This window comes from Clostridium bornimense, assembly GCF_000577895.1.
Lineage (GTDB): Bacteria > Bacillota > Clostridia > Clostridiales > Clostridiaceae > Clostridium_AN > Clostridium_AN bornimense.
This window is the reverse complement of record NZ_HG917868.1, coordinates 1,210,431-1,225,227: the sequence shown is the minus strand read 5'-3', so window position 1 is coordinate 1,225,227 and position 14,797 is coordinate 1,210,431. Positions and strand designations below refer to the sequence as shown.

Here is a 14,797-nt window from a genome sequence, read left to right as displayed (position 1 = left end):
TAAATTATTGCTTTAAAAATAATGCCCAAAATAAATCATTGTTACTAATAACATTATTTATTTTGATATTTTCATTAACCCTATGATTTTTTATCTTACTATATAATTCATTTATTTTTTTAGGTATATCACTACAATGTTTCTTCCTTATCTCCATTTGTATATTCTTTTTATTACTGTTGAATTCATTATTTATATAATTAATAGCTTCATCTACATTATTAAAACAACATTGCTCTATTTCTTCACCAGTATTACTAAATAATGGTGCCATATAATTTTTAAATTTTATTATTTGTAGTCCATACATTGCAGCATCTAATAAAGCTGTAAAACTACTAAACATAAATGAATCTAAATACATATCCGAAATCATATATAATTCTTCAATATTCTCAATTCTACCTATTACCTTAACTCTCTCATTTGTATCTACACATAATTTTTCCCACTTTCCTTCCCTTTTAGGGCCTACAATATATGCTATTGTATCTTCAGTCTCAAGAATTATTCTCTTTAAGATATCAATGTAACTATTTTCATTAATACTTTTAAACTTATACTCTTCAGATATAGTTAAAATAACCTTTGTTTTTATATCAATTCCATATTTATCCCTACACTTTTCTTTATCAAATTTTTCTTTATCATTTAATGGAACAGGTAATATAAATGATTCTCTAGCACCTCTTCTTTCAAGTGACAACTTTTTAGACTCTTCACGACAATCAACAATAATGTCCGCAATACTTGACCCTATCCAGAATCTATGATCTGCATGATTTAGAATAAAAACCGGTGGTCCACCTTCAACAGCAAAAGCTAATGCTGGAATTGGATCTTGCATATGACAATGTAATATAACAATATCTGCCCAAGAATATGCAATCTTTCTTAATAATGCTGCACTTTTCTCATAGGTTCCATAAAAGTTATTCAGTGAATATACAAATCCGCCTTGACTTTTTACCTCTTCAATCAAATCTTCTGGTAATGTGTCCATTTGCCATGTTGTAATAAGTGAACTAAGCGAATCTTTATCCTTCTTTATCCAGTTCTTAACTAGTTTAGTATGCCCCCCTATTTTATATCCCTCACTCATTACATGGAGTATTTTTCTTTTAGATGTACTATAATTTTTTACCATTAGCTCTACATCCTCAAAATTATTTTTATCCATATTAATGTTTTTTCCACATAGCAAAAGAGCTTTTTCTATATCTTCATTACAATATTCTCCCGTTGCATTATATTGGACATAATCTGCATATTGAAGTGATAAATTAGCTACTCCTTCAATATCAATATTAGTTGCACAATTATTAATATTTTTTATAAGTCCTTCAGTATAAATCCTATTTTCTTTAATTATCTTTTCACCTTCATTTATATCAAATAAAAACATATTATTTTTAATATCATTACGATTTTCCATAAATATTCTCCTCAAATTGATTATTACTATATAATTTCACCACCAACTTTTAAATACATAGTAAATTTATCTTTTATTTCTTTATCATTGATTTTATCTCCCAACAAAATATAATCAAAAAATCTTTTTGGGTATGGTAATTCAGCAGTTCTTACATCATCAATAATAACGTTGAACACTCCTTTAGAAACTTTACCTATAACTAAATTTTCTTCTATCCCATATAAATTCAGATTTTTATATCTATTCTTTAATTCCAATAATGTTCCACCTAAACCACACCCTACTTCTAAGATATTTATTTCTTCATTATTTCGTACATTAATTTTATTAATTGAATCCCATTTCACTGGAGCTCCAAATGCTATTTCAAATCCCCACTTTTCAATAAATTTATAATAATTTGTGCTTATTAAAATACCTAAGTCATCTTTTTTCTTAAAGCTAGCACTACCAAAGTGATGTATAAAAGTATCTTTACACATCAGTAAATTATATCCACTATATATTATTCTTATAGAGATATCATCATCTTCATAATGACCAGGAGTAAACCTTTCATCTAAAAGTCCTACTTTATCGATAACTTCTTTTTTAATTAAATAACAATACCCTATCAACTTAATTTTATATTCCCATAACATACTATTAGAAACATTAAATTCATCTGCAAATTTCAACATTTCATATACATTGTTGTAACTTACATCTATCTGTTGATTATTTGATACATAATTTGATACAGGACCTACAGCGCCTATATTAGGGGCACTATACAGTGCTTCTCTAAGATTATCTAACCATCTAGGTGTCACTATAACATCATTATTAAGCAACAAAATATCGCCTCTAGCAATTCTTATTCCTTCATTACAAGCAGTTGTAAAACCTAAATTATCTTTGTTAATTATTACTTTTAAATCACTTTCATTACTAATCCATTCCTTAGTACCATCAGTAGAATTATTATCTACAACAATAATCTCGTATGACTCTTTTTCTGTAAATTTCCTAATACTTTCTATACATAACTTTGTATATTCTAAACCATTGAATGTAACTATGATGATACTAGTAAATTTACTATCTTTATTTGAAGGAATATATTTAAAATCACTAATAGTTTTTAAATCATTTAGTAAATCTTTAGATTCCACTTCCTATTCCTCCTTACTGCATTCTTTCAGTAATACTTTTTCTATATTATCAATAACATTATCCACATCATATTTTAGAACAGAATCAATACAATTTTTAGCATCAGGTAAGTTTAAGCCTTTTTCTTGTAACTTGTTAAGCAATTCCGCTAATTTTACATAATCTTTCTTTTCTATTAGCCACCCATTTATATCATTTTTAATCATATAGGTTGGCCCACCACAACTTGTTGAAATCACTGGTATTCCTCTGGATAAAGCTTCAACTACTACAAGTCCAAATCCTTCTAGATCAGAGGTAAGTATTAAAACTGATACCTCCTGTACATAATCCCATGGATTCTCTTTCCACCCCATCCATTCTATATGGTCATATATACCTAAATCTTTTGACAAATTTACAATCATGTCGTGATCAATTCCATCTCCAATAATCTGAATACTCCATGGCTCTTTTACCAATGCTAAAGCTTTAAATAATATATCTAATCGTTTTTCCACATTAGAAAACCTTCCTACAAAAAGTAATTTTAGAGTTTCCTTCGGTCTTTTACATACTTTTTGATTCTTTACCTCTACAGGATTTCCAACTACATATATTTTCTCTCTTTCAATAGTTTTAGAAAGATCCTCCATAACATTTTCACATATTGCTAAATGTGCATTACTATACTGTAACAAATTACGTCCACCATAAAAATCTATAGGACCATGTATCCATGAAATTATTGGAGTCTTTTTATCAGATCCTTCATTAACGCCAATATAGCATATATAACTTTGCAATGGTGCATGTGTTGCTAACACAATATCTGGTTTATCCATCGTTTCTAGAAGCTTTTTATACCCATTTCCATATTGCTCCAAATATGATCCCCATGGAATATCTTCTCCATAATAATATATTTCATCCAATTTCTCTTCCCATTCTATATATTGGGGTCTATATGCTTGAAATACTCTAACCCTATGGCCTTTGTTTCTTAATCCTCTTGAAACCTTTGTAATAACATCTTCTAGTCCGCCTCTTCCCTGGCCATAATACAATACTATATCAATTATCATAATTTATTGCTTCTCCTATAAATATTAAAAGTACCAGTAACTTCCTATACATAATATATGTTTTACCAACATATTTGATACAATATAAACTCCTCTTAATAAAATAAGAAAAGCTATATAAAATAAGTTTTATATAGCTTCACTACGTTTATTTCTTTAATTTTGCTTTAATATAATATTTTTTAATACTATAGTTTATCCTATCACTTTTCCCATATTTACACAGCACATCTATTAATTCTTTATCCCTATCTTCCTCTAAATAATATCTATAAAAAAGTTCTTCTATTATAAATTTTCCCTCAATCAAGGTATATATTTCATCAATACTAAAACATCTTAAAGTGTCCTTTGAATTATTAAGAAATTTTCCATTAATAATATCCTTTATACTATTAATATTCATAATATTATTAGCACTAAATAATATATATCCATCCTCTTTCAGATATGAAGTTAATTTATTAAGAAGTGCTACTGGATTTCTAATCTTTTCCAATGCACTTCCTAATATTATATAATCAAAAATTTCTTTATCGTAATTAAACTGTGCAAATTCAACATCTTCTATTTCTACCTCAGCTATGCCCTTAGAAATAGCAACTGCATTAGCATCCTTTTCTATACCAAATAAATTACTTTTTTTATATTTATTTTTTACTTCTAATAATGTTAACCCAATACCACAGCCTATTTCTAAAACATTAATTGGCGTTTCATAATCATCATTAATGAATCCTATTAAGTCTTCTCGTATTTTATTAAACCGTACCATATCAAATTTCCACTTATTATTAAATTTAATTTGTCCTTTATTCATTATTTCATATCTTTGTGGATTTTTTCTAATAGTAACATCAGAAAAATGATGAATAAATGCATCATCACATTGAATTATCTTATATCCATTGCTTATTAAATTTAATCCTAAATCAAAATCTTCAAAATAAGCCGGTGCAAATCGTTCATCAAAAGCACCTACTTTATCTAACACTTTTTTCTTAACTACAATACAATACAAACCTAATAATATTTTGTTTTTCCATCTACTTGGATCACTTATATTATTCCTTATTGCAAAGCTAATCATTTCTTCAATATTATTATAACTAACAGGAATTGTTATTGACTCTAATCCTTTATTTACTACAGCTGTTACTGCCGCTATACTTTCATCACTATATAAAGCATTGCTTATATTATTTATCCAATTAGGTGTAACAATAGTATCATTAGCTAAAAAAACTACTGTATCCCCTTTAGCTTCTTTATATCCTATATTAAACCCAGGTGCTATTCCAACATTAATTTTTAGAAAAATTGTTTTTATATCATCTTGGTTTCTCAACCATTCTACTGTTCCATCAGTTGAACCATTATCTACAACTATTATTTCAGAAATACTTTTTAAAGTAAATTTTTTTACACTCTCTATACAAAGTTTAGTATTTTCCAATTCATTAAAAGATAATATAACTATACTTGTAAACTTCATAAAATCTTTTGTAGGCTCAAAATTATAATTTTTTATATATTCTGATGTTCTATCATTAATTGATATATTATAAGCCATAAGTTTACATATTCTCCTTTATATATTCTCCAACAAATATCTTTCTATTTTCTTCATACATATTCATATCTACATTTCCGCAATCATGTATACACCATACATTATCTTGTCTAGGAACAATTACTTCGTATCCCCTATTTTTAAATTCTCTACTTTGAGAAGCATCATAAAAGTGCCAACCTTTAAATATATCTTCTCTCCATTTTATATCATATTGAGTTATCATTATTAATCCATCTATTATATCAACTTTTTCATATTGCCCATCAATCTTTCCGTAGGATAATAAATGAATATATCCAGGATCTCCAGTATCATAAACTCTCGTTATTACTTCGGAAAACTTGGACCATATACCAGTATCATCTATTCCTCTTCCTCCTGCAACACCAATCATACCTATCTTATTATTTTTAAATAAGTCTAAAATAAGATATATAAATTTTTTATTTATTATAAAGGTATCTTGATGAAGATAAACTTTATATTTAGCATCACTTTTATTCATAGCATCATTATATGCACTTGCTATTGACTCAGCTTTTCTTATAGCTACAAACTCAATTTTTATATCTTCTGGTATTTCTAAATTATTAATATAAAACTTACACTCTTCATATTTAACTTCATCATTAACTGCTGTTATAAAACATACTTTATTCATATTCATTTTCAGAATAAAATTCCCCTTTATTAAATAAATAATTATCAATTTCTCTACATAGCTTTATCCAACTTAGATTTTTTCTAGCATATTTTTGAGCTTCTATACAGTTCTTCTCTAATATACTTTCATTTAAACAAATTTCCTTTAATACTATAGAAAGTTTCTCTGTATCATTAACAGGAACAATGTAGCCAAATTCTTCATTGTTGGTTATATCTCTTGCACCATCTACATCCGTTGATATTAAATAACATCCATTTGATATTGCCTGCGAAAACACATTAGCACAAGCTTCACTAGGTGAGGTTAAACAAAATACCTTAGCACTTTTATATTTTTCTTTAAGTTCCTTCTTATCTAATACTCCAATTAGCCTTACTCTTTCTTTTAGCTTAGAATTATTAAGATAGTACTGCTCCATATAGGATAAAAAATTATTTTCTACATTTCCTACTAATTCAATACTCCAATCTTCAATTTCATCCTCTATCTTAGAAAAGGCCTCTAAAAGAATATGATTTGCTTTTTCTGGTGAACCTACTCTCCCTACAAAAAGTATTATATTTTTCTTCTCTTCATAATCAATATAATCATTACTTATAAAATCATAATATCCATTAGGTATATATTTTACATCTAAATTCCATACACTATTGATATATCTTTGCACATTCCTATTTTCTACAGAAATTAGGTCACACTTCTTTAATGTATTTAATATATAATCATTCATATATCCATTAAGATATCCCATAGATTCCATTTTTGCATCTAACTTTACATATACTTTTCCTTCTGGATTAATCTCTTTATATCTATTTATTAAGTCAATATTAAATTGATATACCCATATTAACATTAATACTCCTGACTTTGATATTTCTCTCATGCATTCTTCCATATCTTCACCAACATAAATAGACATGTCTCCTAGATATTTTTTATTAGAAGGGAACTCTCTATATCCACCTGTAGTAATGAAACTAGCATTATAACCAAAGTATTCTTTCATTACATATGGTATTAAACATATATCTTTTGTTAAATGTTGATCTTCTAATTCTGGAAAAAATAAAGATATTTTTTTATCCTCGACACTGGTATACTCTTTTAAATATATATTTTCATATTTATAATAGTCATCAGTTAATTTTCTTTTTGTAAATGTTCCCCATGGCTTTTCTTGTAGTAAGACAACAACTTTATATCTATGACGTTGAAATTCTTTGCATTGAGCCTCATCATAAAAATAATCTCCGTTAAATAAATCCTCTCTCCACTTAATATCATATTGTGTTGCCATAACTACTCCATTTACTGTTTCAACTTCTTCATAATAGTCATTAACTTCTCCTATCAAATCTAAATGTATATTTCCATTTTCTATAATATATTTATTTCTTATATTAACTTTTTCTCCTACGCATACTCCAGAATTTAATGTTAATTTTCTTCCTTCAACTCCTATTATCCCAATTTTATCATCTTTATCAAAAATCTCTACAATATCTTTTATAAGATCTCTATTTATAATAAATGCATTTTCATCAACATAAATTTTATATTTAGCTTTAGACAGCACAATTGCCTTATTATATGCTTCTGCTATGGATTTTGCTTCTGTTATACCCAAAAATTCTAAACTCATTTTTTTTGGCACCTTTAAGTTTTTGAGATAATAAAGGCACTCCTCATATATATTTTTATTTTTAACATATGTTATAACGCAAACACTGTTCTTATCCATACATTATTTCCTTATCCATTATTGCTACTATTGACAATATATGAATAATAACATTAATTGATACATTGTTATTAGTAACACAAATCAAAATATATGAATATTTTAACTTTATATAAATATATTATTGAAAGTTAGGTGAAAATTATGAGTTTTATAAGCTTAATGGACAAATCTCCAAAAAAACCACTAAACATATTAATTTTAAGTTGTAATAATATAAATTTACTATCAGACATAAAAAGTAAATATAAGAATTCAAAAATATATATTATCACTAATGAAAACATTGATGACTCTTTATATAATGATATAAATATTATTGTTGGTAATATAGAAGCAATAACTCTTGATTTTAAAAAGAAATTTTTTGACTATATAATTTTAGATCACGCATTAGAAAACCTAATAGATCCTTGGAATACTTTTCCTAAAATATCAAAATACCTAAAAGAATCCGGCGATCTTATCTGTAGTTTTACAAATGTAATGCATATAAGTATATTAAAAGATCTTTTAAACGGTAATTTTTCTTATATAAACTCTCAATTTTTTAATAAAGATACTATACGATTTTTTACCCTTAAAGAAATAAAAAAACTTCTTTTAGAAAACAATTTTAATGACCCTTATGTAATTAATTATTATACAATAGCACAAGATGAAGATTTAATTGAAAAACTACTATCTATTAATGATTCCAGTTCCAAATTAGACTATTCTACTTATGAGTATTTCATAAAATCTCAAAAACAATTTGATCCATCAAAGTATGATTCTATTGATATGACTAACTTAAAATATAAATTAATGCGAATAGACAATAAATTAGATATAGAAAACAGCATATCTTATATTTCAAATTTTCAATATGAAGATTTAGAAGAATTTACTGAAGACATACTCTATTTAATAAATCATTTCACAATAAACAAAAATTTTGTATTAAGTACATTGAAATCTTCAATAAGAAAATAATATATTATTCACTGTAGTATTTTTTAATTATAAATAACTAATATTATCACTAGAATTTAAAAAAGCTGATTCTCTTTACTTTAAGAAATCAGCCTTTTTACAATACTCATATCATTTACATAGAAAAATTTTATTTTTTATTGAAGTTAACTACTTTTATGAAATAAAAAATTATTAATTTTGTCACATAATTTTATCCAATTCAAACTTTCTTTAGCATACTTTTGAGCTACTATACAATTCTCTTCTAGTAACTTTTCATTTAAACATGTCTCTTTTAATGCTATAGAAAGTCTATCTATATCATAAACAGGAACAATACATCCAAATTCTTCATTATTAGTTATATCCCTTGCGCCATCTACATCTGTTGATATTAAATAACATCCATTTGATATTGCTTGTGAAAATACATTTGCACAAGCTTCACTTGGTGATGTTAAACAAAAAATCTTAGATTGTTTATATTTCTCTTTAAGTTCTTTTTTACCTAAAAAGCCAACTAATCTTACCCGTTCTCTTCTTTTGGGATTATTATAATAATATTCATTGATATATCCCATAAAACCAGGATCTACATTTCCTACTAATTCAATACTCCAATCCTCAATTTCATTTTCTATCCTAGCAAAGGCCTCCAGAAGAATATGATTTGCTTTATCTGGAGATCCTACTCTACCTACAAAAAGTATGACATTTTTCTTTTCTTTATAATTAATATAATCATCACTTACAAACTCATAATATCCATTAGGTATATACTCTACTCTAACACCCCAATTATTATTTATAAATTCTTGACTATTCCTATTTTCAGCAGTAATTAGGTCACATTTTTTTAATGCTCCCATAATATAATTATTCATATTAACATGTAAACTATTTAACCAGTATGAATTTATATCTAATTTAAGATATATTTTGCCATTTTCATTTAATCTTTTATATCTATAAATCAAATCTATAACATCATCATAAATACCAAACATCATAATAACGTCTGAACTTTCTAATTCTCTATCTAAATGTTCATCATTTTCTATTGACGTTATTTTCATATGCCCTAAATACTTATCATTATCAGGAAAGTTTTGTTCTTTTGTATAAGTTAATATACTAGATTCATAACCATAGTATTTCTGCATAACAAAAGGAATTAAGCATATATCCTTAGTAAAAACTTCATTACATATTCCTGATGAGTATAAAACAAACTTTTTCATTATATTTATCTTCTCCTTAATGCTTTCGAATAATAAACTTTACTATATATACTATATGTGTTAGATATATACTCTGATACACAGCAAAAATAAAACGATGGTAGCATGTTAACCATCGTTTTATATAAATTTATGTTTATTTATCTTTTATATGGACATCCATTTGTGGATATGGTATAGATATATTTTCTTCATCAAATCTAATTTTAACTTTTTCTAATAAATTATAATATACTGTCCAGTAATTTTCTGTCTTACACCAAACCTTTACAACAAATCCTACAGCATTATCACCATGTTCAGAAATAGATATAAATGGCTCTGGATCTTTTAAAATAAAGTTTTCAGCATTTATTACATTTTCAATAACCTTCTTAACTTTTAGTACATCTTCTTCATAAGCTGCAGCAAAAGTAAGATCTACCCTTCTTAAATCTTTTGATGTATAATTTGTAACTGTAGTATTGGCTAAGGTACCATTAGGAATCATTATTTCTTTATTATCTGGCGTTAATAAATGAGTATAAAATATTCCTATTCTCTCAACGACTCCAGACTTACCATCTCCCTCAATGAAATCTCCTACATTAAAAGGTCGTATAAGAAGTATTATCACACCTCCACCAAAATTAGACAAACTTCCTTGCAAAGCTAGTCCAACTGCTAATCCAGCTGAAGCTAATAGAGCCGCCAATCCAGCTGTAGCAATACCAACATACTCCATTACCACTATACATAATAGGATTTTTAGCGAAATATTTAAAACTGCATCAAGAAACGAAGCCAAGGTACGATCTACTTCTCTTTTTTCTAAAACTGCATTCATTATTTTTAGTAACTTCTTTACTAACTTCCATCCAACAATCAGAATTATAATCCCTATTACTAGTTTAATTCCCTTTGTAGATGCCCAATGAATTAAGTTTTCTACAATTTTTTCTACATTTATCATCTTACACTTCTCCTCTCTTAAGCATCTACATTATATACAATATTTTATTTTAAATCAAATTATAAATACATGCTATACATAAATAAAACATTTTGTATAGCATGTATTTATTCTTATTAATTTATCCTTGTGATAACTCATTTTTTACTTTAGTAACTTCTGTTTCTGTGGCTTGTTGCGCAGGAATATAATACCCCTTTTCTTTTGCTTTTTTAAATAGAGCATATTGTCTTATTTCATCTTGATTTCTCATTAGCTGAATAGTTTGACGTAACTCTTCATTCTCTGTTTGTGCTATTATACCTCCATACCCTGCTAAACTGGCATTTAATCCAGCAAGATAATCATTTATCATCTCTTTTTCTTGCATATGTATTTCCTCCTAATTTAAAAATGACATTAATTTATCTTTACTGATTTTAGCATCTTCAGCATCTTTTTGTAACATTTGCTTTAATTCAGCATCTGTACATTGACTAGAATAAAATTGCAACTTTTTTTCAATAGTACAATGAGCACCTATTAAATGTCTCAAATTTTGTAATTCCAATTGATTTAAATTTGCCATATAATAAATCAACTCCTTTATTTTATCTCTATATTACTATTATTTATTAATAGAGATAAAAATATTCTATGTCATTTTATATAAAAAACTATCACAATTAAGAGTGCTATTATTACTTTTAAATTATTGTTATTCTTAATAATTTACTTAATTCTAATGCCTGAAGAGCAGTAACCTTAACTCCAGCAACATCATTTATCTCACTATCTATGCCATCAATATTACAAGTAGTCAAATCAACGTTATATAAAGATGTTTTATTAAAGTATGTGTTGCTTAAATTAGTTTTTATAAAATAAACATTCTTTATATACACTTGTTGAAATACTGCTTCTTGAAAATTACAAAGGTTAAATTCTACCTTTTTTAATTCTCCAAATGAAAAGTTACTATATTTACCTATACATTCATCAAAAACTACATCTTTTAAATGACTATCATCAAATTTGGCACCTACAAGCTTACAATTTATAAATTCTACTCTTTGTATTGAACTATTGCTAAAATCTATATTTGATAAATCACAGTTTTCAAATCTTGTATCCGTCAAATCTATATTTTTTAAATTACAATTAACAAATCTTGTGTTTCTAAATATACATGAGTCAATAAGAATACCTTTATCCTCTTTTTCTCCTATTTCAATATTATCTACAATTTTATCCTTTATTTTATATGATAAAAATATATCCTCATAATAATCTTCGATGCTCTCTAGTTCATTTATATATTTGGGTTTTTGTATTTTTACCTCTTTATTCATATACTATTTAATATATTGATTAATATATTAAATCTTTCACCTCTTTTATCTCTTTAATTAACAAACATTCTTACAATATATTAACATATATCTATGAATATATCCTCACTTTTAACATTTATTTCATACAAATATATATTTAATTAACCACTTTAAAAAATAAGTCTATTTTTGTTAGAAATTATTCAAATTTATTACATTTTATGTTATAATATTGTATTATATTGTAGAATGCAATTTCAATTTGTTGATTATGATAGAAGGAGGCTCAAATGAAAGAAATTAGAATTTTTAGTAATTTAGATAAATTGCAATTATCTCAAGAAGTTAATGATTTTATTTGTAACAATAAAATTAAAATTCATAGTTTACAATACGACACTACAACAATAAACTTTATCACTAAATCAATACAATATTCTGTAATGGTTGTTTTTGAAAAAAGCGAATCTACGGTGTAAAGTATGAATAAAAAGAAAATAGTTCTTTTATCAATAGTATTAATATTAACAACCATTATTTCTATCATACTATACAATATACCTTTAGACTCTTCCATTAATAATGCAAAAAAAATTTTAAGTAATACAAATAAAAGTAAAGATGAAGTAGATATTAATGAAATTATTTTAAATGAATATTTCGGCAACTTAGAAATAGCTATATCCTCTAAAATTTCAGAATACGGTGATAGTATAGGATTAACTTTTTATGATATAAAAACTAAACGTACAATATCTTTTAATGGTGATAAAACCTTTATTGCTGCAAGTACTAGTAAAGTTCCTTTAAATATGCTTCTTCTTAACAAAGTAGCATCCGGTGAGATAAAGGAAGATACTACCGTCAAATACACTGATGAAGATTACGAAGGAGGTGCTGGTATACTCCAAAGTCAAGATTTATCGTCACCAATAGATATATTTACTCTATCTAAATATTCCATTATTTATTCAGATAATATAGCAACTAAAATGATTTCAAATCTTATGGGAGGTAAAGATATAGTTTACAAGCAATACGATGATATCCTTGGATATGAAGCCGATCACACTGATAATGCTATTACCGCTAACGATGCTGCTCAATATCTTAAGGTTCTTTACTTCAATAAAGATGATAACCCTTATTATGATTCTCTACTTAATAATATGAAAAATACTGTATATCACGATAGAATAGATAAGTATATTGATCAATCATTAGTAGCTCATAAAATTGGAGATTACGAAACTTATGTTAATGATATCGCCATTGTATATGCAAATGCTCCATATATACTTACTATCTATACCAATAATGTAGTAAACGCTAAGGAAATTATTGCTGAAACTTCTCAAATAATATTTGATTATCAAAATAATCGTGAATTTTAATATAAAAAAGGCTGTGAACCAAAATATTACACAGCCTTTTTTTTATGGAAAAGTTTATTTTTTATATTTTATACATTTAATAAGTGTAGCTATATTTTCGCAAGTCTTTTCTACATTATACTTTCCACATTTCAAAGCATCTTCCATAGATGTAACCTCTGACAATATACTAAACATCGATAACTTAGAGTAGTTATAAAATTTATTGACTTCATAATTAACTTTTCCACCTAGCGCAATAACAGGTATGTCGTATTTTCTAGCAATATTAATAATTCCTGTTATAGTTTTACCTTCTTTTGTTTGAAAATCAATACTTCCTTCACCAGTAAATACATAGTCTGAATCTTTAATTTTTTCATCTAATCTACTGTATTTCATTATAATATCTACTCCACTTTTAAAACTACCATTACAAAATCCCAATAAAGCTGATGCTGCACCACCACCTGCACCAGCACCCTTAATATTTTCTATCTCAATACCTAAGGTGTTTCTTACTATAGCACTATAATGTTTTAAATTATTATCCAAAATTCTTACCATCGATTCTGTTGCACCTTTTTGTGGTCCAAAAACATAACTAGCTCCATTCACGCCAGTTAATGTATTTTTTACATCACATGCAACTTCTAAATTAACATCTAATATTCTTCTATCAAAATTACTATCATCAATTTTTGAAATTTTTCCAACTTCTCCGCCACCATATGAAATTTCTTTTCCTTTTTGATCTAAAAAACTCATCCCCATAGCCTGCAATATACCTACCCCAGCATCATTTGTAATACTTCCACCTATCCCTATAATGATGTTTTTAACACCAATATCTAATGCTTTTACTAATAATTCTCCAGTACCATAAGATGTCGTTATAAGCGGATTTCTATCTTTTCTATCTACTAGCTGTAATCCGCTAGCTTCTGCCATCTCAATAACTGCTGTTTCTCCATCCCCTAATATCCCAAATCTACTCTCTATTTTTTTGCCTAGAGGTCCTATAACATATGTCTTTACTATTTTACCATTAGTTATATTAATTAATGTTTCTAAAGTGCCTTCCCCTCCATCTGCCATTGGCACATGTATGCATTGAGCATCTCTAATTATATTCTTTATTCCTTTCTCCATTGATATACATACTTCTTTAGCCGTCATACATTCCTTAAATGAATCAGGTGCTAATATAAACTTCATATTCGTATTCTCCTTAAAAAAATATCCCATTAAGTAGATTTTATACTAGTTGTATAAACTATACTACCTAACAGGATATTTTTATTTAATATTTTTTAT

15 protein-coding genes are annotated in these 14,797 nt (G+C 26.5%); 3 read left to right on the top strand and 12 right to left on the bottom strand.

From position 1 onward, the window contains the following. Positions 1-4: 4 nt before the first annotated feature. The 6 genes from CM240_RS16790 to CM240_RS16785 form a co-directional block, all read right to left on the bottom strand. Entirely contained in the window at positions 5-1,435 is a 1,431-nt protein-coding gene (locus tag CM240_RS16790) for a glycosyltransferase family protein (RefSeq protein WP_051483713.1), read from the bottom strand. Positions 1,436-1,461: 26 nt separating this feature from the next. Next, positions 1,462-2,592 carry a glycosyltransferase gene (locus tag CM240_RS05380; protein ID WP_051483712.1) on the bottom strand — a complete coding sequence of 377 codons (1,131 nt, stop codon included), beginning with the start codon at positions 2,590-2,592 and terminating at the stop codon, positions 1,462-1,464. A gap of 3 nt (positions 2,593-2,595) precedes the next feature. Further along, positions 2,596-3,657 (bottom strand): glycosyltransferase, encoded by a 1,062-nt coding sequence (locus CM240_RS05375; protein ID WP_051483711.1) that lies wholly within the window; start codon positions 3,655-3,657, stop codon positions 2,596-2,598. Between the two features lie 148 nt (positions 3,658-3,805). Then, positions 3,806-5,230, bottom strand: a complete 1,425-nt coding sequence (locus CM240_RS05370; protein WP_051483710.1) for a glycosyltransferase — start codon at positions 5,228-5,230, stop codon at positions 3,806-3,808. A 4-nt stretch (positions 5,231-5,234) separates the two neighbouring features. Then, positions 5,235-5,900, bottom strand: coding sequence for a glycosyltransferase family protein (locus CM240_RS05365; protein WP_044037182.1), 666 nt, complete (start codon positions 5,898-5,900; stop codon positions 5,235-5,237). Continuing rightward, a complete protein-coding gene (locus tag CM240_RS16785) occupies positions 5,887-7,644 on the bottom strand; it encodes a glycosyltransferase (RefSeq protein ID WP_051483709.1) in 1,758 nt (585 codons plus the stop codon). The genes CM240_RS05365 and CM240_RS16785 overlap by 14 nt, the downstream gene beginning before the upstream one ends. A 144-nt stretch (positions 7,645-7,788) precedes the next feature. On the opposite strand from CM240_RS16785, the gene CM240_RS16780 reads away from it, so the two are divergent. Further along, the gene (locus CM240_RS16780; RefSeq protein WP_051483708.1) at positions 7,789-8,619 is read left to right on the top strand and encodes a methyltransferase domain-containing protein; all 831 of its coding nucleotides are present in this window, start codon (positions 7,789-7,791) and stop codon (positions 8,617-8,619) included. 146 nt (positions 8,620-8,765) lie between these two features. Here the strand turns inward: CM240_RS16780 and CM240_RS05345 are convergent, their stop codons facing one another. The 5 genes from CM240_RS05345 to CM240_RS05325 form a co-directional block, all read right to left on the bottom strand. Next, positions 8,766-9,842, bottom strand: a complete 1,077-nt coding sequence (locus tag CM240_RS05345) for a glycosyltransferase family 4 protein (RefSeq protein ID WP_051483707.1) — start codon at positions 9,840-9,842, stop codon at positions 8,766-8,768. Between the two features lie 136 nt (positions 9,843-9,978). Next, entirely contained in the window at positions 9,979-10,794 is an 816-nt protein-coding gene (locus CM240_RS05340) for a mechanosensitive ion channel family protein (protein ID WP_044037180.1), read from the bottom strand. A 121-nt stretch (positions 10,795-10,915) separates the two neighbouring features. Further along, positions 10,916-11,164 (bottom strand): spore coat protein, encoded by a 249-nt coding sequence (locus tag CM240_RS05335; RefSeq protein ID WP_044037178.1) that lies wholly within the window; start codon positions 11,162-11,164, stop codon positions 10,916-10,918. A gap of 12 nt (positions 11,165-11,176) precedes the next feature. Next, on the bottom strand, positions 11,177-11,362 hold the full coding sequence (locus tag CM240_RS05330; protein WP_044037176.1) for a hypothetical protein: 186 nt from the start codon (positions 11,360-11,362) through the stop codon (positions 11,177-11,179). 118 nt (positions 11,363-11,480) lie between these two features. Beyond that, a complete protein-coding gene (locus tag CM240_RS05325; protein ID WP_044037173.1) occupies positions 11,481-12,125 on the bottom strand; it encodes a pentapeptide repeat-containing protein in 645 nt (214 codons plus the stop codon). Positions 12,126-12,397: 272 nt separating this feature from the next. On the opposite strand from CM240_RS05325, the gene CM240_RS05320 reads away from it, so the two are divergent. Both CM240_RS05320 and CM240_RS05315 read left to right on the top strand, forming a co-directional pair. After that, positions 12,398-12,586: a hypothetical protein gene (locus CM240_RS05320; protein WP_044037170.1), complete on the top strand. Its 189-nt coding sequence runs from the start codon at positions 12,398-12,400 to the stop codon at positions 12,584-12,586. 3 nt (positions 12,587-12,589) lie between these two features. After that, a complete protein-coding gene (locus CM240_RS05315; RefSeq protein WP_051483706.1) occupies positions 12,590-13,501 on the top strand; it encodes a serine hydrolase in 912 nt (303 codons plus the stop codon). A 54-nt stretch (positions 13,502-13,555) separates the two neighbouring features. Here CM240_RS05315 and CM240_RS05310 read toward each other — a convergent pair whose 3' ends face one another. Further along, positions 13,556-14,698, bottom strand: a complete 1,143-nt coding sequence (locus CM240_RS05310; RefSeq protein WP_044037167.1) for a glycerate kinase family protein — start codon at positions 14,696-14,698, stop codon at positions 13,556-13,558. Between the last annotated feature and the right edge of the window lie 99 nt (positions 14,699-14,797).

Coding starts and splice junctions, on each gene's coding strand:
- CM240_RS16790 (WP_051483713.1), bottom strand. CDS start 1,435: ATGGAAAATCGTAATGATATTAAAAATAATATGTTTTTATTTGATATA.
- CM240_RS05375 (WP_051483711.1), bottom strand. CDS start 3,657: ATGATAATTGATATAGTATTGTATTATGGCCAGGGAAGAGGCGGACTA.
- CM240_RS05370 (WP_051483710.1), bottom strand. CDS start 5,230: ATGGCTTATAATATATCAATTAATGATAGAACATCAGAATATATAAAA.
- CM240_RS05365 (WP_044037182.1), bottom strand. CDS start 5,900: ATGAATATGAATAAAGTATGTTTTATAACAGCAGTTAATGATGAAGTT.
- CM240_RS16785 (WP_051483709.1), bottom strand. CDS start 7,644: ATGGATAAGAACAGTGTTTGCGTTATAACATATGTTAAAAATAAAAAT.
- CM240_RS16780 (WP_051483708.1), top strand. CDS start 7,789: ATGAGTTTTATAAGCTTAATGGACAAATCTCCAAAAAAACCACTAAAC.
- CM240_RS05345 (WP_051483707.1), bottom strand. CDS start 9,842: ATGAAAAAGTTTGTTTTATACTCATCAGGAATATGTAATGAAGTTTTT.
- CM240_RS05340 (WP_044037180.1), bottom strand. CDS start 10,794: ATGATAAATGTAGAAAAAATTGTAGAAAACTTAATTCATTGGGCATCT.
- CM240_RS05335 (WP_044037178.1), bottom strand. CDS start 11,164: ATGCAAGAAAAAGAGATGATAAATGATTATCTTGCTGGATTAAATGCC.
- CM240_RS05330 (WP_044037176.1), bottom strand. CDS start 11,362: ATGGCAAATTTAAATCAATTGGAATTACAAAATTTGAGACATTTAATA.
- CM240_RS05325 (WP_044037173.1), bottom strand. CDS start 12,125: ATGAATAAAGAGGTAAAAATACAAAAACCCAAATATATAAATGAACTA.
- CM240_RS05320 (WP_044037170.1), top strand. CDS start 12,398: ATGAAAGAAATTAGAATTTTTAGTAATTTAGATAAATTGCAATTATCT.
- CM240_RS05315 (WP_051483706.1), top strand. CDS start 12,590: ATGAATAAAAAGAAAATAGTTCTTTTATCAATAGTATTAATATTAACA.
- CM240_RS05310 (WP_044037167.1), bottom strand. CDS start 14,698: ATGAAGTTTATATTAGCACCTGATTCATTTAAGGAATGTATGACGGCT.